Source organism: Kitasatospora sp. NPDC059648, assembly GCF_042734825.1.
Lineage (GTDB): Bacteria > Actinomycetota > Actinomycetes > Streptomycetales > Streptomycetaceae > Kitasatospora.
This window is the reverse complement of the sequence record NZ_JBHWDU010000042.1, coordinates 16,196-34,330: the sequence shown is the minus strand read 5'-3', so window position 1 is coordinate 34,330 and position 18,135 is coordinate 16,196. Positions and strand designations below refer to the sequence as shown.

The 18,135-nt window shown below is 74.0% G+C and carries 19 protein-coding genes and 1 pseudogene; 18 read left to right on the top strand and 2 right to left on the bottom strand.

Translation table 11 applies throughout. The features are described 5' to 3' along the window. Positions 1 to 15: 15 nt before the first annotated feature. The 11 genes from ACFV1W_RS23660 (at position 16) to ACFV1W_RS23610 (ending at position 8,681) form a co-directional block, all read left to right on the top strand. Positions 16 to 999 carry a carbohydrate kinase family protein gene (locus ACFV1W_RS23660; protein WP_380419211.1) on the top strand — a complete coding sequence of 328 codons (984 nt, stop codon included), beginning with the start codon at positions 16 to 18 and terminating at the stop codon, positions 997 to 999. Positions 1,000 to 1,049: 50 nt separating this feature from the next. Continuing rightward, complete coding sequence (gene metF, locus ACFV1W_RS23655) at positions 1,050 to 1,910, top strand: methylenetetrahydrofolate reductase [NAD(P)H] (protein WP_380419210.1); 861 nt, start codon at positions 1,050 to 1,052, stop codon at positions 1,908 to 1,910. A gap of 80 nt (positions 1,911 to 1,990) precedes the next feature. Continuing rightward, positions 1,991 to 2,428, top strand: a complete 438-nt coding sequence (locus ACFV1W_RS23650) for a nuclear transport factor 2 family protein (RefSeq protein ID WP_380419209.1) — start codon at positions 1,991 to 1,993, stop codon at positions 2,426 to 2,428. A 216-nt stretch (positions 2,429 to 2,644) separates the two neighbouring features. Next, complete coding sequence (locus tag ACFV1W_RS23645; protein ID WP_380419208.1) at positions 2,645 to 3,430, top strand: 2OG-Fe(II) oxygenase; 786 nt, start codon at positions 2,645 to 2,647, stop codon at positions 3,428 to 3,430. Positions 3,431 to 3,547: 117 nt separating this feature from the next. Next, positions 3,548 to 5,062 carry an AlkA N-terminal domain-containing protein gene (locus ACFV1W_RS23640; RefSeq protein ID WP_380419239.1) on the top strand — a complete coding sequence of 505 codons (1,515 nt, stop codon included), beginning with the start codon at positions 3,548 to 3,550 and terminating at the stop codon, positions 5,060 to 5,062. A 34-nt stretch (positions 5,063 to 5,096) separates the two neighbouring features. Next, positions 5,097 to 5,600: a methylated-DNA--[protein]-cysteine S-methyltransferase gene (locus ACFV1W_RS23635; RefSeq protein ID WP_380419207.1), complete on the top strand. Its 504-nt coding sequence runs from the start codon at positions 5,097 to 5,099 to the stop codon at positions 5,598 to 5,600. A gap of 133 nt (positions 5,601 to 5,733) precedes the next feature. Beyond that, positions 5,734 to 6,465, top strand: a complete 732-nt coding sequence (locus tag ACFV1W_RS23630; protein WP_380419206.1) for a 2OG-Fe(II) oxygenase — start codon at positions 5,734 to 5,736, stop codon at positions 6,463 to 6,465. Beyond that, the gene (locus ACFV1W_RS23625) at positions 6,462 to 6,764 is read left to right on the top strand and encodes an Ada metal-binding domain-containing protein (RefSeq protein ID WP_380419205.1); all 303 of its coding nucleotides are present in this window, start codon (positions 6,462 to 6,464) and stop codon (positions 6,762 to 6,764) included. The genes ACFV1W_RS23630 and ACFV1W_RS23625 overlap by 4 nt, the downstream gene beginning before the upstream one ends. Next, positions 6,761 to 7,336 carry a hypothetical protein gene (locus ACFV1W_RS23620; RefSeq protein WP_380419204.1) on the top strand — a complete coding sequence of 192 codons (576 nt, stop codon included), beginning with the start codon at positions 6,761 to 6,763 and terminating at the stop codon, positions 7,334 to 7,336. Before ACFV1W_RS23625 ends, ACFV1W_RS23620 begins: the two co-directional genes overlap by 4 nt. Then, on the top strand, positions 7,333 to 8,007 hold the full coding sequence (locus ACFV1W_RS23615) for an alpha-ketoglutarate-dependent dioxygenase AlkB family protein (RefSeq protein WP_380419203.1): 675 nt from the start codon (positions 7,333 to 7,335) through the stop codon (positions 8,005 to 8,007). Before ACFV1W_RS23620 ends, ACFV1W_RS23615 begins: the two co-directional genes overlap by 4 nt. After that, a complete protein-coding gene (locus ACFV1W_RS23610; protein WP_380419202.1) occupies positions 8,004 to 8,681 on the top strand; it encodes a DNA-3-methyladenine glycosylase I in 678 nt (225 codons plus the stop codon). Before ACFV1W_RS23615 ends, ACFV1W_RS23610 begins: the two co-directional genes overlap by 4 nt. Here the strand turns inward: ACFV1W_RS23610 and ACFV1W_RS23605 are convergent. After that, positions 8,678 to 8,851 carry a hypothetical protein gene (locus tag ACFV1W_RS23605; RefSeq protein WP_380419201.1) on the bottom strand — a complete coding sequence of 58 codons (174 nt, stop codon included), beginning with the start codon at positions 8,849 to 8,851 and terminating at the stop codon, positions 8,678 to 8,680. The two genes, ACFV1W_RS23610 and ACFV1W_RS23605, sit on opposite strands and share 4 nt — an antisense overlap. Before the next feature lie 235 nt (positions 8,852 to 9,086). Between ACFV1W_RS23605 and ACFV1W_RS23600 the strand changes: the two are divergent. The 5 genes and pseudogenes from ACFV1W_RS23600 to ACFV1W_RS23580 all read left to right on the top strand — a co-directional run. After that, positions 9,087 to 9,557 (top strand): annotated as a pseudogene (locus ACFV1W_RS23600) (4Fe-4S ferredoxin); the annotation flags it as partial. Positions 9,558 to 10,170: 613 nt separating this feature from the next. Next, positions 10,171 to 11,442 carry a PP2C family protein-serine/threonine phosphatase gene (locus ACFV1W_RS23595; protein ID WP_380419238.1) on the top strand — a complete coding sequence of 424 codons (1,272 nt, stop codon included), beginning with the start codon at positions 10,171 to 10,173 and terminating at the stop codon, positions 11,440 to 11,442. Positions 11,443 to 11,623: 181 nt separating this feature from the next. Beyond that, positions 11,624 to 12,193 (top strand): GNAT family N-acetyltransferase, encoded by a 570-nt coding sequence (locus ACFV1W_RS23590; protein ID WP_380419200.1) that lies wholly within the window; start codon positions 11,624 to 11,626, stop codon positions 12,191 to 12,193. Between the two features lie 220 nt (positions 12,194 to 12,413). Continuing rightward, complete coding sequence (locus ACFV1W_RS23585) at positions 12,414 to 14,168, top strand: glycosyltransferase family 2 protein (protein WP_380419199.1); 1,755 nt, start codon at positions 12,414 to 12,416, stop codon at positions 14,166 to 14,168. Positions 14,169 to 14,318: 150 nt separating this feature from the next. Further along, the gene (locus tag ACFV1W_RS23580) at positions 14,319 to 16,430 is read left to right on the top strand and encodes an acyltransferase family protein (RefSeq protein ID WP_380419198.1); all 2,112 of its coding nucleotides are present in this window, start codon (positions 14,319 to 14,321) and stop codon (positions 16,428 to 16,430) included. A 146-nt stretch (positions 16,431 to 16,576) separates the two neighbouring features. On the opposite strand, the gene ACFV1W_RS23575 is transcribed toward ACFV1W_RS23580, so the two are convergent. Further along, positions 16,577 to 17,029, bottom strand: coding sequence for a hypothetical protein (locus ACFV1W_RS23575; protein ID WP_380419197.1), 453 nt, complete (start codon positions 17,027 to 17,029; stop codon positions 16,577 to 16,579). Between the two features lie 283 nt (positions 17,030 to 17,312). On the opposite strand from ACFV1W_RS23575, the gene ACFV1W_RS23570 reads away from it, so the two are divergent. Next, positions 17,313 to 17,543, top strand: a complete 231-nt coding sequence (locus ACFV1W_RS23570) for a hypothetical protein (protein WP_380419196.1) — start codon at positions 17,313 to 17,315, stop codon at positions 17,541 to 17,543. Between the two features lie 39 nt (positions 17,544 to 17,582). Further along, positions 17,583 to 18,089 carry a hypothetical protein gene (locus ACFV1W_RS23565; RefSeq protein ID WP_380419195.1) on the top strand — a complete coding sequence of 169 codons (507 nt, stop codon included), beginning with the start codon at positions 17,583 to 17,585 and terminating at the stop codon, positions 18,087 to 18,089. The last annotated feature ends 46 nt before the right edge of the window (positions 18,090 to 18,135 follow it).

Sequence of the window (18,135 nt, the reverse complement as noted above, 5' to 3'; positions counted from 1 at the left end):
ACAAGGAGCCCCGCCGTGCGCATCGCCGTCACCGGCTCGATCGCCACCGACCACCTGGCCGTCTTCCCCGGACGCTTCACCGACCAGCTCATCCCCGGCCGGCTCGACCACGTGTCCCTGTCGTTCCTCGCCGACACCCTCGACGTGCGCCGCGGCGGCGTCGCCGCCAACATCGCGATCGGGCTGGCCCGGCTGAACCTCACCCCCGTCCTGATCGGCGCGGCCGGCCACGACTTCGCCGACTACGCCGCATGGCTGGTCAACAACGGCGTCGACACCCGGGCCGTGCACCTGAGCGAGACCCTGCACACCGCCCGGTTCATGTGCACCACGGATGCCGAGCACAACCAGATCGCCACGTTCTACGCCGGGGCGATGGCGGAGGCCCGGACCATCTCCCTCAGCGACACCGCACGGCGCACGGGCCCCTTCGACCTGGTGCTGATCGCCCCGGACGACCCCGAGGCCATGCTCCGCCACACCCACGAGTGCGCCGGACTGGGGGTCCCCTTCGCCGCCGATCCCTCCCAGCAACTTGCCCGCCTCGACCGCGAACAGACCCGGACGCTGGTCAGCGGAGCCCGCTACCTGTTCACCAACGAGTACGAGTCCGCGCTGCTGCTCGAACGGTCCGGATGGACGATGACGGACGTCCTGGACCGGGTCGGCACCTGGATCCGCACGCGGGGCGCCGAAGGCGCCGAGATCCTGGAACGCTCCGCACCCGTCCGCCGCGTCCCGGCCCTGCCCACGCGCGGACCGGCCGATCCGACCGGCGTCGGCGACGGGCTGCGGGCGGGGTTCCTGGCCGCGGTGACCCAGGGCGTCCCGATCGAGCAGGCCGTCCGGCTCGGCTGCGCGCTGGCCACCACGGTCCTGGAATCGGTGGGCACACAGGAGTACAAGATCGTGCCGGACGAGATGCGCCGCCGGATCACCGAGACCTACGGCCCGGGCACTGCGGCCGCCCTGGAACCACTCCTCGCGGACCTGCCGTGACCGTACTCCCGACCCAGCCCCACCGCCCGCGCCCACGCGGTGCCGCGTCGGTGCGCGACCAACTGGCCGCCGGGCAGCGGACCTTCTCGTTCGAGTTCTTCCCGCCCAGGACCGAGGCCGGGTACAAGACCCTGTGGGAGGCGATCCGGCGGGTGGAGGCGCTGGCCCCCTCCTTCGTCTCGGTCACCTACGGAGCAGGGGGGTCCTCGCGCGAGCGCACCGTCGAGGTGACCCGGCGCATCGCCGCCGAGACCTCGCTGCGGCCGGTGGCCCACCTGACCGCGGTGGGCCACTCGGTGGCCGAACTGCGCCACATCATCGGCCAGTACGCGGACGCGGGCGTACGCGACGTCCTGGCGCTGCGCGGGGATCCGCCCGGCGGCCCCCGCAAGCTCTGGACCCCGCACCCCGACGGGCTGACCTATGCCCGCGAACTGGTCGGACTCGTCCGGGGGCTGGGCGACTTCGGGATCGGCGTGGCCGCCTTCCCCGAACGCCATCCGCGCTCACCGGACTGGGAGAGCGAGATCCGGCACTTCGTCGCCAAGTGCCGGGCCGGCGCCGACTTCGCCATCACCCAGATGTTCTTCGACGCGGAGGACTACCTGCGGCTCCGGGACCGTGTTCTACGGGCCGGGTGCGACATCCCGATCATCCCGGAGATCATGCCGGCCACGGACGTACGGCAGATCAGCCGGTTCGCGGAGCTCTCCGACGCAACCGTCCCCACCGGTCTCGCGCAGCGGCTGCACGAGGCCCGCGACCGTCCGGCCGACGGCCGGCGCATCGGTGTCGAGCACGCCACCGCACTGGCCGAACGCCTGCTGGGGGAGGGGGCGCCGGGTCTGCACTACATCACGCTCAACCGCTCCACCGTGACACTCGAAGTACACCGGAACGTTCATCCCTGAACCGTCGTAACCGGGACTTATCGCCTCTCGTTGGCCTTCCGGCGGCCGCACCTGGACCGCCGTGAGACCCGGGAGAGACGATGATGACACGCGAGACCAGCACGACCGAGACCCTTGAGCGCTTCTACGCCGCCGAAGCCGCCTACGTGGAAGCGGGCGGACCCGGTGCGGCGAGTTTCGACGAGGTCGCCGCGTGCCTGGCCCCGGACGTGACGCTGCACCAGGCGCCCGGTCTGCCGTACTCCGGGGTCTGGCAGGGCCCGGAGGGGATCGAGAGGTTCCTGGCCGTCATGGGGGAGGCGTGGCGGACCATGGAGTTCCTGGACCAGCGCTGCTTCGTGGACGGACAGGACGTCGTCGTGACCAATCACGTCCGCTTCGTGGCCCGGGCGACGGGCCGCGAACTGCACACCCGGATCGTGCAGGAGATGACGGTGCGGGACGGCCGCATCGCCGAGATCCGCCCCTTCTACTGGGACCCGGCCGCGGTCACCGCCGCGCTGACGCTCCCCGCCTGAACGCCGGAAACGCCGTACCGGGACGGTCCGCGCCCCACCCGGAAGCCGCTCCGGGTGAACGCGACGTCCGAATGCCGCCAGCCCCCGGCCGGGTGGGGCGCGACGATCGGTGACGGCGCGGGCGAACGCCCCGCCCTGGCCGAGCGGGCGAACGTCCCCCGGCCGAGGAGGTGCGCAGACCCGCACCGGCGCTACAGATCGACGAGAGACTCCCTCATGAACCGGTTCACCTATGCCGCCGACACCCTGTTCCCTTCCGCCGCACCGGCCGAGCAGCCGCCGCGCGTCCCCGCGACGGACGACCTGCCCGGGCTCGGCGCACTGGACTGGCACCAGCTGTACGCCCAGCTGAACGAGGAGGGCGTGGCCCTCACCCCGCCGCTGCTGTCGCGCGCGCAGTGCCAGGAGATCATCGACACCTTCGAGGAACCCGGCCTGTTCCGCTCCACGGTCGTCATGCAGCGCCATCAGTTCGGCCGCGGCACCTACAAGTACTACGCCGACCCCGCCACCGTGCCGCTGGTCCAGACCCTGCGGGAGCGGCTCTACCCGCCGATGGCGTGGATGGCCAACCAGTGGGCGCCGCAGCTGGGCGAACGCACCTTCCCGCTCTCCCTGGAGGAACTGCTGGCCGAATGCGCGGACCACGGGCAGCGCCGTTCCACGCCGCTGCTCCTCCAGTACGGCCCCGGTGACTACGCGTGCCTGCACCAGGACATCTACGGCGACATCGTCTTCCCGCTGCAGATCGCGGTCATGCTCAACCAGCCCGGCGAGGACTTCACCGGTGGCGAGAACGTCTTCGTCGAGCAGCGCCCCCGCCTCCAGTCCCGCGCGATCGTGGTCAAACCCGGACTCGGCCAGGGAATGATCTTTCCCGTGCGGCACCGGTTGTTCCGTGACGGGAACGGCTTCCGCCGCCATCCGATGCGCCACGGAACGAACGCCGTCGAGTCCGGGCGGCGCACCACTCTCGGGCTCATCTTCCACAACGCCCGCTGACCTGTCCCCGGCGCACCGGAGAGGAAGCGGGCGCCCTGCGGGGAGCTCGGCGTCCGTTTTCCGCCAGCACCCGGGGGTGGGCTGCCGCACCCTGGGAGGGTGACCAGCGACGACAGCATGTACGAGGCTGTGTGCAGCCGCGATTCCCGCTTCGACGGCGAGTTCTTCTTCGCCGTCTCCACGACCGGGATCTACTGCCGGCCCAGCTGCCCCGCGACCACACCGAAGCGGCGCAACGTGTGCTTCTTCCCCACGGCGGCGGCCGCCCAGCATTCGGGCTTCCGCGCCTGCCGGCGCTGCCGCCCGGACGCGGTGCCCGGTTCCGCCGCCTGGAACACGCGGGCGGACGTGGTGGGCCGCGCCGTGCGGCTGATCGGCGACGGCGTCGTGGACCGGGAGGGCGTCGCCGGGCTGGCCGCACGCCTGGGCTACAGCGCCCGGCAGGTGCAGCGCCAGCTGAACGCCGAACTCGGCGCCGGCCCGATCGCACTCGCCCGCGCCCAGCGTGCGCACACCGCGCGTATCCTGCTGCAGACCACGTCCCTGCAGGCCACCGAGATCGCCTTCGCGGCCGGGTTCGCGAGCGTACGGCAGTTCAACGACACCATCCGCGAGATCTACGCCGTCACCCCCAGCGAGCTGCGTGCGGCCCGGCCGGGCCGCACCTCCCGCTACGGCTCCGTCGGCAGCGCCGGCGGTGCGGCGGGCATACCGCTGCGGCTGGCCCACCGCCGCCCCTACGACGCGGCCGAGGTCTTCGACTACCTCGCCGCCCGCGCCCTGGACGGCATAGAGGAGATCACCGGCGGAGCGGGCAGGCGCACCTACCGGCGCACCCTGCGCCTGCCGCACGGCCCCGGAGTCGTCGAGGTCGGCGAGAAGCTCGGCGACGGCTGGCTGGAGTGCCGCCTGCACCTGGGCGACCTGCGGGACCTGACCACCGCCACACAGCGCATCCGCCGCCTGTTCGACCTGGACGCCGACCCGTACGCGGTCACCGAGCGGCTCGGCGCCGACCCGGCACTGGCCCCGCTCGTCCAGGCCCGGCGCGGGCTGCGCGCCCCGGGGGCGGCCGACCCGCACGAGCTGGCGATCCGCGCCGTACTGGGCCAGCAGGTCTCCGTCGCCGCCGGACGGAAACTCGGCAAGGCGCTGGTGACCGCCTACGGCCGGCCGCTTCCCCTGCCGGACGGCGGCCTCACCCATGTGTTCCCCGGCGCGGACGACCTCGCGGAAGCGTCCCTGGCCGAGCTCGGCATGCCCGACTCCCGCCGCAGGACCGTGCGCACCGTCGCCGCCGCACTCGCGGAGGGCGCGGTGTGCCTGGACGCGGGCGCGGACCGCGACGAGACCGAGAAGAAGCTGCTGGGCCTGCGCGGCATCGGCCCCTGGACGGCCGGCTACATCCGCATGCGGGCGTTGGGCGACCCCGACGTCCTGCTCACCGGCGACGTCGCCGTCCAGGCCGGCATGCGACGGGCGGGCGCCGACCCGGTCGACGCCGAGCGCTGGCGCCCCTGGCGCACCTACGCCATGCACCACTTCTGGAGCACGGCGGCGGACCGGCACCGCACCCCGCAGCGTGACGTCCGATATCCGCCAGCAATCGGGACCGCCGGACACCACAGTTGACGGTGGAGCGAAAACTGACGAGAAGGAGGCGACGATGATCGCCTGCACGACGATCACGAGCCCGCTGGGCGACCTGCTGCTGGTGGGCGAGGACGGCGCCGACGGGTTCACCCTGACCTCGTTGTCCATGCCCGGGCAGAAGAACGCCCCTGCCCCGCGCCCCGGATGGCGGTACACCGCAGAGCCGTTCGCGGACGTCATCCGCCGGCTGGAGGCGTACTGGGCGGGCGAACCCACCCGCTTCGACATCCCGTTCACCCCCGGCGGAACAGACTTCCAGCAGCGCGTCTGGCGTGCGCTGGAGGAGATCCCGCACGGCACCACGACCACCTACGGCGCTCTGACCGCCCGCCTTCGGCTGCCGCGCGCGCAGACCCAGGCGGTGGGTGCGGCGATCGGCGCGAACCCGCTGCTGCTGGTCCGCCCCTGCCACCGCGTCATCGGCGCGGACGGCGCGATGCGCGGCTATGCGGCAGGCGTCGAGCGCAAGGTGCACCTGCTCACCCACGAAGGCGCCCTGCAGCCGGCCCTGATCTGAACACCCCGGAGCGCAAGGCAGCGGCTCCCACACCTCGAAGACGTCCACCAGGCCTGCCCGATCGGCCCCGACCGCTCACGCACGGCGGGACCCGGGCAGCGCCGCCTCTCCACCGACGCAAGGAATCCCCGTCATGACCGAGACCATTCGGCTCTCGGGCCCGGTCGACGGCCGGGTCGCACAGAACGACTGGGCCGCCCTGACGGCCGAACTCGACGCACACGGCCACGCCCTGACCGGGCCTCTGGTCACACCCGCCCAGTGCGCCGAGCTCACCGCCCTCTACGACCGGCCCGACCGCTTCCGTACGACCGTGGACATGGCCCGCCACCGCTTCGGCTCCGGCCAGTACCGCTACTTCACCCACGACCTGCCCGACCTCGTGCGTGACCTGCGCGAGGCGATCTACCCCCGCCTGCTGCCCATCGCACGCGACTGGGCCGTCAAACTGCGCAAGCCCGCACCCTGGCCCGACACCCTGACCGAGTGGCTGGAGATGTGCCACGAGGCCGGGCAGACCAAGTCCGCCCAGATCCTTCTGCGCTACGGGCCCGGCGACTGGAACGCCCTGCACCGCGACGTGTTCGGCGACATGATCTTCCCCCTGCAGGTCGTCATCGGCCTCAACGCCCCCGGCACCGACTTCACCGGCGGGGAGTTCCTGATGACCGAGCAGCGGCCCCGGGCACAGACCCGCGGCTCGGCCACCGTCCTGCCCCGGGGCCACGGCCTGGTCTTCACCACCCGCGACCGGCCGGTGGCCAGCAAGCGCGGCTGGTCGAACGGGCCGATGCGACACGGCGTGAGCACCGTCCGCTCCGGCCGACGGCACACCCTCGGCCTCGTCTTCCACGACGCCGCATGACCCCCGCCCCGGCCGAAGGCGGCGAGCCCGTACGCACCTACACCCTGTGCGGCGCGGACGGGCAGCCCTACCGGAGCCCGACACCCGGCACGCTCGGCGGACACCGCCGCGGCCGACTGTACGGGCGGCTGGACTGCCCGTCCGCGCTGCGTGCCATCGCCCGCGGCGACTACGTCACCCACCGGGTGTTCTTCGCCGACGAAGCCACCGCCGTCGCCGCCGGATACCGGCCCTGCGCCGTGTGCCTGCCCACCGACTACGCCCGCTGGAAAGCCGAACAGGAAAGCACCGCCCGATGAACCCCCTCACCGAACGGTACGTAGGGTCCCGCTCGTCCCTCATCAGCCCCGCCGATCTGGCCGCCCACGCCGGCGACCTGCCCGTGCCCCGGCCGCACACCGACGCCGAACTCGCCTCGCTCCTCGGCCTGCTCGCGGGGCCGGGGCCGGGGCAGCGGACCGGGACGGTCGTGGTCGGACACAGCCGCGACGACGCCTCCCGGGCGGCCGCCCAGGCGTTCGAAGACGCGTGGACGGCCCGCGGCGGACGCGTGCTCGCGGTCGTCGACTGGCCGGAGACGGCCGCGTCCTGGCTGCGTCCGGCCAAACGGCTGACCGCCCAGACCCCCGACGCCTGGGTGATCGCCGCCTCCGTGCCGGGCTTCGCCCAACTCGCGCGCCGCCTGCGCCTGTCCACCGACTTCGAGCCGGCCCGCACCGTGGCGTTCGCCTCGCTGAACACCCCCCGCCTGTCCGCGCTGGCCGGCCCCGGCACCCTGAGCGGGCTGCGCGGCGCGAGCGCCGACGGCGGCACCTGGGACGTCCGCGAGGCATGGGACACCTTCCGCCCGACGACGGAGGCGAACGGGTGAGCGCGCTGATTCCCCGCCCCGCCATGGAGATCGCACCCGGCGCGGTGCACGTGCCGGGCTGGCTCACCCTCGACGAGCAGCGTGAACTGGTCGCCGCCTGCCGCACCTGGGCCACCGGCCCGGTCCCCATCCGCCACACCCGGCTCCCGCGCGGCGGCGTCATGTCCGTACGGACCGTCTGCATCGGCTGGCACTGGCAGCCCTACCGCTACACCCGTACCGCCGACGACGTGAACGGCGAACAGGTCGCCCCGTTCCCCGCGTGGATGGTCCGCCTCGGCCGCCGCGCAGTGCACGAGGCGTACCGCGACCAGCAGGCGGCGGCCGGCTACACCCCGGACACCGCACTGATCAACTTCTACGACGGGCAGGCCCGGCTCGGCATGCACCAGGACAAGGACGAACACTCCTCGGCGCCCGTGGTATCCCTGTCCATCGGCGACAGCTGCGTCTTCCGCGTCGGCAACACGCAGACCCGCACCCGGCCCTACACGGACATCGAACTGGCCTCCGGCGACCTGTTCGTCTTCGGCGGCCCCTCCCGCTACGTCTACCACGGCGTTCCCAGGGTCCACGAAGGCACCGCCGACCCCGCCTGCGGCCTGGGATCCGGCCGGCTGAACATCACGATGCGCGTCACCGGCCTCACCGAACCCGAGGAGGCACGGTGACCGCCGTCATCGGCGCGGACGGACTGGCCCGCTGCCCGTGGGCCGCCGCCGACGACCTGCTGCGCGAGTACCACGACACCGAATGGGGACTGCCCGTCACCGGCGAGGCGGAGCTGTTCGAACGCATCAGCCTCGAAGTCTTCCAGGCCGGCCTGAGCTGGCGCACGGTCCTGGCCAAACGCCCCGCCTTCCGCGACGCCTTCGACGGCTTCGACCCCGACACCGTCGCCCGGTTCACCGACACCCGTATCGAGCAACTCACCAGCCACCCGGGCATCATCCGCAACCGGAAGAAGATCGAAGCCGCCCGCACCAACGCCCGCGCCGTGGTCCGCATGCGCCTCCACGACTGCGGCGGCCTCGAACAACTCGTCCTTGCCCACCGCCCGGCCACCACCCCCGAGCCCCGCCAGCACGCCGACATCCCCACCAGCAGCCCCGAGTCAGCGGCCTTCGCCAAGGCCCTGCGCGCCCACGGCTTCACCTTCGTCGGCCCCACCGGCATGTACGCCCTCATGGAGGCCACCGGTCTCGTCGACACCCACCTGGTCACCTGTCACCGCCGCGGCAGCCGCTTCCCGGCCGAGCCGGATGAGCGCCCTGGACTCCTCGCCCCCGGTCGCACGCGCGCACTGCCAACCGCCGGTTCGGCGCAGGGGTCCATCGCGAATTAGGTGCGGGCCGAACTCGTCCAGGCAGAAGATGAGTTCGGGTCGCCCTCCTCGGATACGACCTCGCCGTCAGCGATCGCGTACAGGTGCTCAACGCGGGCCTTCCCGGTGGCGTGGTCGGGATCCTTCGAGGTCTTCCAGGCCTTCGCGCTGCGCCAGGCGTCTGCCGCCACACCCTGCACTCCGGGACCTGTGGCACCATGCCCGGAAGTCGCCGCCACGTCGTTCACCGGGGGGCTGCCGATCTCCCGGTACTCCACGCTGTGGCGAACCGGAGCCGCCGGGGCCGGGTGGCGGGGCCGGTCGGCCCTGTGCGGGGTCACCGGGACCGGTGGACAGTTGGGAGTACGGCACCGGCCGCCGGGTAGCCACTCGCGGCGGCGGCCGCGGCGACCCGGAGGACAGCCGATGGACACCCCTGCACAGCCCGCGGAACCGGACGAGGCGGGACTCGCCGCACTCGTCGAAGCCCTGCGGCACCGCGGGTACACCGTGATCGGTCCCACCCGCCGGGACGGCGCGATCGTCCTCGCCGAGCTGGCGTCCGCCGAGGACCTGCCGCACGGCTGGGGCGTCGAGACCGAGTCCGGCCACTACCGGCTGCGCCGACGCGAGGACCGGGCGGCTTTCGCGCACTCCGCCGGGCCGCAGTCCTGGAAGACCTTCCTGCACCCGCCCCGGGCGCGGCTCTGGCAGGCAGACCGGTCCGAGGACGGCACCGTCACCGTCCGGGAGGACGACGCCCCGCCGCCGCGCTACGCCTTCCTCGGAGTACGCTCCTGCGACCTGCGCGCGATCGCCGTCCAGGACCGGGTGCTCACCGGTGGCGCGTACGCCGATCCCGTGTACGGGCCGCGCCGCACCGGAGCGTTCCTGGTCGACTGAGCCACGTGCGCGGGGCACGGTTCCCGGCTCCGTCGAGGATCGCCGCCCCGGGCACGGCCTCGTGCCGGACGCGTGCGGCCGTCTCGAAGGCCCCCGGCCCGGACGGCCGCCGCCTCCTGCCGGGCCTGCGCCACCTGGTCGGGCGACGGCGCCGGCTCCGGCGCCAGCCCGGCCGCCCGGTCGGCGGGAACGCCGGTCGCGGCCGCTCCTGTCCCCCGCAGTCCGGACGGCCCGCGCCGACATGGGGCCGATCGGCACAAGCCGGGGCGGCGGGCGGGGCCAACACTGGAGGAAGACAGGACCGCCGGCCGAGGAGGCGCACCGTGAGCGAGCGGGAGCAGTACTCAGCGGGGACGGAGGCTCGCCGCTCCGCACCCGGCGGAGCCTGGAGTCCTGAGGAACCGCAGGCGTTGCTGCGCTACCTCGGCGCGGTTGCCGCCGCCACGTCGACCAGGTCGGCCGAACCGGCCGATGCGCGGGCGGGACGTCGTACGTAACTGATGACCGAGGCGGCGCCGTGAACACCGAACAGAGGCCGACCGGGGGGTCACCGAACGACGGTGGCCCGCCGCGGCTGCGGCTGAATCTGGACGAGCAGCTGGACGGGATGGGGGAGCAGCTGCGGGCGCTGGCCGCTGTGCGGGACCGGCTGCACGGACTGTTGTCGGCGGTGCTGGCCATCGGCAGTGACCTGGACCTGCCAGCGGTGCTGCAGCGCATCGTCACCACCGCCATGGACCTGGCCGGCGCCCGCTACGGTGCGCTGGGTGTCCTCGCTCCCTCGGGGGACCACCTGGAGCAGTTCATCACCGCCGGGTTGACGGAGCAGGAGCGCGCGGCCCTCGCGGGGACCCACTTCCCGCACGGGCTTGGCGTGCTGGGGTGCCTGATCCGCCACCCCGTGCCGCTGCGGGTGGACGACATCCCCTCCCACCCGGCCTCGGTGGGCTTCCCGCCGGGCCATCCTCCGATGCGCACCCTGATGGGTGTGGCGGTCACCGTTCGGGGCGAGGTCTACGGTGATCTCTACCTCTCCGAGCGGCGGGACGGGCACCCGTTCGACGAGGACGACGAAGACCTCGTGCGCGCCCTCGCAGGGGCGGCCGGCATCGCGATCGAGAACGCCCGTCTGTTCGGCTACATGCGCGACAGCTCCGAGCAGTTCCAGCGTCTGCTGCTGCCGACCCTGCCGGACCTCGCGCCGTTCTCCGGCGCGGCGGTCTACCGCACCGCGGCCGCGCCGGCCGGTGTCGGCGGTGACTGGTACGACACCGCCGTGCTGCCCGACGGTGCCTGCGCCGCCGTCATCGGCGACGTCGTCGGCCATGACCTGCACGCCGCAGCCGCGATGGCCCAGGCCCGCAACATGCTCCGTGCGCTGCTCTACGACCGCCAGGGCCCGCCCGGCTCGGTGCTGACCCAGCTCGACCACACCCTCCGGGCCATCACCGACCTGCCCGTCATCACGGCCTGCCTGGCCCGGATCGAGCACGCGACCGACGGCTGGATCCTCAACTGGAGCACGGCCGGTCATCCGCCCCCACTCGTTCTCACCCCTGACGGCCGCGCCCGGTACCTGTTCGCGGACCCCGGCATCCCGCTCGGCGTCGACCCCGGCATCCCCCGTCCCGACCACACCGCAGTCCTGCCCGGCGGCTCCACCGTCCTCTTCTTCACCGACGGCCTCGTCGAGCATCCCGGGCACCCCATCGACGAGCGCCTCGACGTCCTCGCCGAACTCGCCGCGGCCCACGCCGCCCACCCCCTGGACGAACTCGTCCACGCCCTCACCGATCACCACCCGAGCGACGGTCACGACGACATGGCCGTCCTGGCCATCCGCACACCCGTCCAGGACCGGCCCGACCGGCTCCCCTGACGGAAGGCTCCTCGTCGGACCCGCCCGTCGGCGGGACTCCAGGAGCGGAACGCGTGCCGTCCGCCGCGGCGCGGGGCAGTCGCCGCCCCGCTGCCCGCGTCCTCTGCCGCCACACCGGGGACTCAGGGACCTGTGGCACCATGCCCGGAAGCCGACACTTTCCGAGGAGAGGACCAGCAGCATGTCCGACACCGCCACCGGGCCCGGCACCGCACCGGCCGGGGAGCCCGCCTTCCGGACCGCGACCCTCGCCGACGTCCCGGCGCTGGTCGAACTGGTCGAGTCCGCCTACCGGGGCGAGGCCAGCAAGGCCGGCTGGACCACCGAGGCGGACCTGCTGGACGGGCAGCGCACCGACGCGGCGAGCGTCGCCGAGGCCGTCGAGGACCCGGACGGGGTGGTGCTGCTGGTCGAGCGCGACGGTGAACTGGTCGCCTGCTGCCAGCTGGAACGGCGCCCGGACTGCGCCTACTTCGGCATGTTCTCGGTGCGCCCGGCGTTGCAGGGCGGCGGGATCGGCCGGGTGGTGCTGGCCGAGGCGGAGCGGGTGGCCCGGGAGGAGTGGGGCGTCGGGCTGCTGGAGATGAAGGTGGTCGAGCAGCGCGGCGACCTGATCGCCTGGTACGAGCGGCGCGGGTTCCGCCGCACCGGCGTCTACAGCCCCTTCCCGTACGGGGACGAGCGCTTCGGCATCCCACGTCGGCCGGACCTCCGGTTCGAGCTGTTGACCAAGGAGCTGAAGGGGGTCTGAGGGTGGCCGGTCCGGGAAGGGCCGGGGCTTCGTTCCGGGGCCCTTCCGGGGCTGATTCGTTGATCGTCCGACGGTCTGTCGTCCTACTGACGGGCCGTCAAGTAGTTGAGCTGGGACGATGCGGAGATGTCATATCTCGTTCATAATTGGTCCAGACCAATATGAGAGGCTGGGGTCGAACGGCAAGGTTCCGTCCGATGCCCAGGGGGGCCGTTTCCGCATGCCCGCACTCCATGGCGCCGCCGTGCCCGCACCCGACACCGGTCCGCGCCGGACACCCGCGGACCCCGACCTGCGCCTGCCGAGCCCGCCCGACGACGACGAGCTCTACTGGTACTTCGGCCCGCAGCGCCGCTGGGTCCTGCTGTGCGCCACCCTCTCGTACGCGGGAGCCACCGCCACCCTCGGCCTGTTCGCGCTGAGCAAGCCGCTGCTGTGGCCGTTCCTGCTGCTCACCCTGCTCAACGCCGCCACCTGGCTGCTCTCGCTCACCGACGGCCAGCGCGCCCGCCGCTTCACCCGCGACTCGCACGACCTGTTGCTGCGCGCCTGGAACCCCGACCGCCACCCGAGCGTGGACCTCCTGCTGCCCACCGCGGGCGAGCCGCTGGCCGTCCTGGACAACGCCTACCGGCACACCGCCGCCGTCCGGTGGCCCGGCGCGCTCACCGTCCTGGTCCTCGACGACGCCGACCGCCCCGAGGTGCGCCGACTCGCCGAGTCCTACGGCTTCCGCTACCGCGCCCGCCCCGACCGGGGCCGCTTCAAGAAGGCCGGCAACCTCAACCACGGCCTGGCCGAGGGCGAGGGCGAGATCGTCGCCGTGCTCGACGCCGACTTCTGCCCGCGCCCCGACTTCCTGCACCACCTGGTGCCCTACCTCGACAACCCCGGGATCGGCATCGTGCAGAGCCCGCAGTGCTTCGACACCGACGCCGACATGTCCTGGCTCGAACGCGCAGCGGGAGCCACCCAGGAGATCTTCTACCGCTGGATCCAGCCCTCCCGGGACGCCCGGGACGGCACCGTCTGCTGCGGCACCAACGCGCTCTACCGCCGCGCCGCCCTGCGGCGGGTCGGCGGCTTCGCCGAGACCGACCACAGCGAGGACCTCTACACCGGCCTCGCCCTGGCCCGCGCCGGATGGAGCACCCGGTACGTGCCCGCGCTGGTCGCCAAGGGCATGTCGCCCGCCGGCCTGCCCGCCTTCGTCAGCCAGCAGTACCGCTGGTGCCTAGGCTCGCTCGCCCTCGTCGGCGACCCGGAGTTCCGCCGCGGACCGCTGTCGAAGTCCGCCCGGCTCTGCTTCTGGAACGGCATCCTCGGCTACCTGACCAGCGCGGTGAACGTGTTCGCCGTACCGCTGCCCGCGCTGATCACGCTGTACTTCGCGCCGGAGGAGGTCCGGCCCTGGCAGGTGCTCCCCTTCCTGCCGCCGATCTGGGTCGCCCTCGTGCTGCTGCCCGCGGTGTCCCGCACCCGCTGGCGCTTCGAGGTCACCCGGGTCCAACTCCTGGGCGGGCTCTGCCACGTGGTCGCCATCGCGCACGCGCTGCGCCGCCGCTCCGCCGACTGGGTGCCCACCGGCGCCGTCTCCGGCGGGACGTCACTGGCCCGGACCGTCGCCCGGCTCGGCGTCGGCTGGCTCGGCCTGGTCGTCCTCGCAGGCGGCGCGGGCCTGGTGCGTGCCGCGCTGGAGTACGGCTGGCGGCCCTTCTGGGCGCTCGCCGCGCTGCTCGGGATCACCGCGTACACCGTGATCCCGCTGATCCGGGCCCTGTGGCCGCTGCTCGGCGGGGGCCGCGGAGCCGACGGGGGCCGCGGAGCCGACGGGGAGGTCGCCCCACCGGTGCGGCGCCGCTCCGACCTCGGCTCCGACCTCGGCTTCGGGCGGGCGGAGGCCGTCGCCCTCACCGCCGTGCTGCTGCTGTGCGGGGTGCTGGCCTCCGGCTGGGCCGATCCGCTGATCTTCTGATCACCCGTTTCCTCCGCCGCGTTCCCTCCCTCCGCCTTCCACCGCTTCGTTTCCTTGCGCGTCGCCCCACCGGCGCGGAACCCGCCGCCCGGCCGCCCCATCGGCCCGGCGGGCCCGACCACCGCTGCCAGCCCAGCAAGGAGCACCGCCGTGTCAACGGCCGTACCACCGACGTCGTCCACGTCCTCCGAAGGACCGCTGCCCGGAGCCGTCCGGGCGGACCGGCAGGCCGCCCCGGCCCCGGCCCCGGAATCCCCCTCCGCCGAGATGCTGCCGACGGGAGAGCCCCGCCGCCGCACCGCCTTCCGCCCCGACATCGAGGGGCTGCGCGGCATCGCCGTGCTCTCCGTTCTCGCCTTCCACGCCGCGGTCCCCGGCCCGACCGGTGGCTACGTCGGCGTCGACGTCTTCTTCGTCATCTCCGGCTTCCTGATCACCGGACTGATCACCGGCCGTCCGCTCGGCCTGTGGGACTTCGCCGCCCGCCGCGCCCGACGCATCCTGCCCGCAGCCGCCACCGTGCTGGTCGCCACCGCGGCCGCCGGCGGCGCACTGCTCGACCCGCTGCGCGGCACCGACCTCGCCCGAGACCTGATCGCCGCCGCCGGCCAGTACGCCAACTGGCGCTTCGCCGGCCAGCAGACCGACTACCTGGCCGCCGAACGCGACCCCAGTCCGCTCCAGCACTTCTGGTCGCTCGGCGTGGAGAACCAGTTCTACCTGCTCTGGGGCGTCCTCGGCCTCGCCCGCTACCTGCACGGGCGCCGCCGCACCCTGGCGATCACCCTCGCCACCCTCGCCGTCGGCGGCACCTCGCTGGCTCTCTGCCTGCGCTGGACGGCGACCTCGGCGCCGCTCGCCTACTTCTCCACCGGCAGCCGACTCTGGGAGTTCGCCGCCGGAGCGTGCGCGGCCCTGCTGAGCGGCGCCCTCGCCGCCCGCACGCCGGGGCGCGCCCTGGCCCGGGCGCTGCGACCGCTCGGCTGGGCGGGCCTGGCAGCCGTCCTCGGATCGATCCTCCTCTACGACCGCACCACCCCGTTCCCGGGCGCGGCCGCGCTGCTGCCCGTCCTCGGGACCGCCGCCGTGCTGCTCGCGGCCCCCTCCGACCGCCTCGTCGGCGGCCTGCTCGCCACCCGGCCGCTGCGCGCCGCCGGGCGCCTCTCGTACGCCTGGTACCTGTGGCACTGGCCCGTACTGACCATCGCCCAGGCCCGGTACGGCCAAATGCCCTGGCCGGCGCTCCTCGCCCTGACCGCGGCCGGTGCGCTGCCCGCGTGGCTCACCCTGCGCCTCGTCGAACAGCCGCTGCGGTACGGCAGCAGCCCGGCACCCCGGCGCGGCCTCGCCGTCGGTGCCAGCGCCCTGGTCATCCCGCTGATCGCCGCGCTCACCCTCGGCGGCGGCACCGTCCGCGCGCTCGGCGGTGCGGCGAACGCCCGGACCGCCGCACCCGCCGGGGCCGCCGACGGGCCGACCCTGCTCGCCCCCGGCACCCGGGTGCCCGGCCTCACCCCCTCGCTCGCCCGTGCCCGGGAGGACTTCCCGCCCGGCAAGGGCTGCGAGATCCCGCTCGACGCCGACAGCAGCCCGCGCTGCCTCTTCGGCAACGAGGACAGCCCCGACCGGATCGTGCTGCTCGGCGACTCGCACGCCGGACAGTGGATCTCGGCCGCGCTGAAGACGGCCGAACAGCGGCACTGGGCGCTGGAGGTCCTGGTCAAGCCCGGCTGCCCGCTGGCCACCCTGACCGTGCGCAACGACGTCCTCGGCCGCACCTACGCCGAATGCGACCGCTGGCGCGAGAACACCCTCGCCCGGCTCACCTCCGGGCCCAGACCCCGGCTGGTCCTGATGGCCGGGCTCAACCGCTACGGCAGCCAGGAGGAGCGCACCGTCGGCTGGACCCGCACCCTGGACCGGCGCGCCGCGCTCGGCGCGCCGCTCGCCTACCTCGGCGACACCCCGATGCCGGGCAAGGACGTCCCCACCTGCCTGGCCGCCTCCGACGGCCGCTCCGACGCCTGCTTCTTCCCGCGCGGCACCGCCTTCGAGCCCGACCCGATGCTCGACGGCGGCCTCGCGGCCCGCTACGGCGTCCGGACCCTGGACCTCGGACCGGTGCTCTGCCCGGGCAGCGGGCCGAGCTGCCCGGCGGTGCTGGAGGGCGTGGTGCTCTACCGGGACACCGGGCACATCACGGACACCCTGGCCCAGGTGCTGGCACCCCGGCTGGACAAGGGACTGCTGGGCGCGCCGTGACCGTACCCCGCGGGACGGGGAACCGCCCCAGGGTGAGTGCCCGCCGGTCGCCGTCGGAGCGGCACGGCGTTCCCGGGTCAGCCGGGCGCCCGGCCGTGCTGTGAGCCGCCGACGGGCGCAGGGGCGGAGGGGCGGGGGCGGAGGGGTCAGCCGTAGAACTCGTGGCAGAGGCGGGCCTGCTCCGAGTCGGCCGGCCAGCGGCCGATGCGTTCGGCCTGCTCGCAGATGTTGCCCGGGGCGAGGGAGGGGACCTTCTGGGCTCCGCCGTTCGGGGCCGGGTGGGTGCCGGGGCTGGGGTGCGGGGTGCGGCCGGCCCTGGGACGGGCGCGGGGGGAGGGGTGCCGGCCGTCGGCGTGCTCCGGCCCGGTCTGGGCGGCCGCCGGGGTGGCCGGGGCCTCGCTGCTCGCCGGAGTGCTCTCGGCGCTGGTGGGGGAGGGCAGCGGGGACGGCGCGGGGGTGCCGCCCTCCGCCGGCGGGTCCGACGGGGTGGCGGAGGGCGGGGCGTCCGGCAGGGTCACCACCCGGACGTCGTCACCCGAGCCGGGTCCGCACATCACCATGACCGCCGCCAGCAGGGCGAGCGTTCCGCCCGCCGCCACCGCCCACGCCTTCCGCGAACGGCGCGGCGGCTCCGGCGCGGGTGGCGCCGGCGGCCCCACGTGCGGCGGGACCGCCTGGGGCGGAATGGGGACCGGCGGTGGCTGCCAGGCGTTCGACGGCCACTGCCACTGTCCTCCGGTGGGCTGCCCAGTCATCTGCTCGTCCTTCCCGCGCGCCCCCGCCGTACCTTTCCGTGCTCAACGAGCGCGCGGACGCCGGGACATGACCCGGAAGAGGGGTCTGGACGGGCGTGGATTGCCGCCGCGCCACATGCTGGGGGTCATGGAGACGAACAGTACGACCGCACATCTGGTCGAGGTGGCCGAGTTCCGGACCGACAGCCGCTACCGCCTCGTCCACTTCGAGGGGCACGGCTGGGAACCGCTCGCTCCCGAGGAGTTCGAGCCCCGCATCCACCAGCTCTTCCCCGACCTGGACCCGCGCGACCCGGTCAAGGTGCACTGGGCCGACCGGCCCTGGGAATGGCCGGCCTGGCACCCCGGAGAGGCGTGATCCACTGATCACCGCGCCGTCGTTCGCTACGCTTTCCGGGTGAGCGTGGATCACTTCTGGCGTCGCCTGCCGGGTCAGGCCGTGGACGCCTGTTCGCCCGAGGAACTCGGCGAGCTGGTGCCCCGGAGCCGCGACCTCCGGTACGACCGACTGGCCGCCGACGGACTCGCCCTCGGGGTGCGGCAGACCGCCGCCCTGATGGAGGTCGCGCTCACCGAGAACGGACTGCATCCCGATCCGGCCGCCCGGCTGCCCGTCTACGGCGGCGCCCGCCCGGCGGCCGGGACCGGGATGCCGGTGCTGCGCCCCGAACAGGTCGCCGCCGCCTCCACCTTCCTGCGCGGCTCGGCGCTCGGCGAACTCGTCCGCCAGCAGGACACCGTGCTCGCCCGGCGGGTCGCCCAGCTCGACTCCGCGCCGCCCTGGTCGGAGTCATGGGCCGCCCGCGTCGTCAACGACCTGCGCGAACTGCGGGACTTCTTCGCCGGCGCGGCCGCAGCCGGGGACGCGGTCGTCGTCCGGGAGTCGCAGGGGGCGGGCCGGTGAGCGCCGCGGGTGCGACGAGTGGCGCGGGTGCCGCGAGCACGGCCGG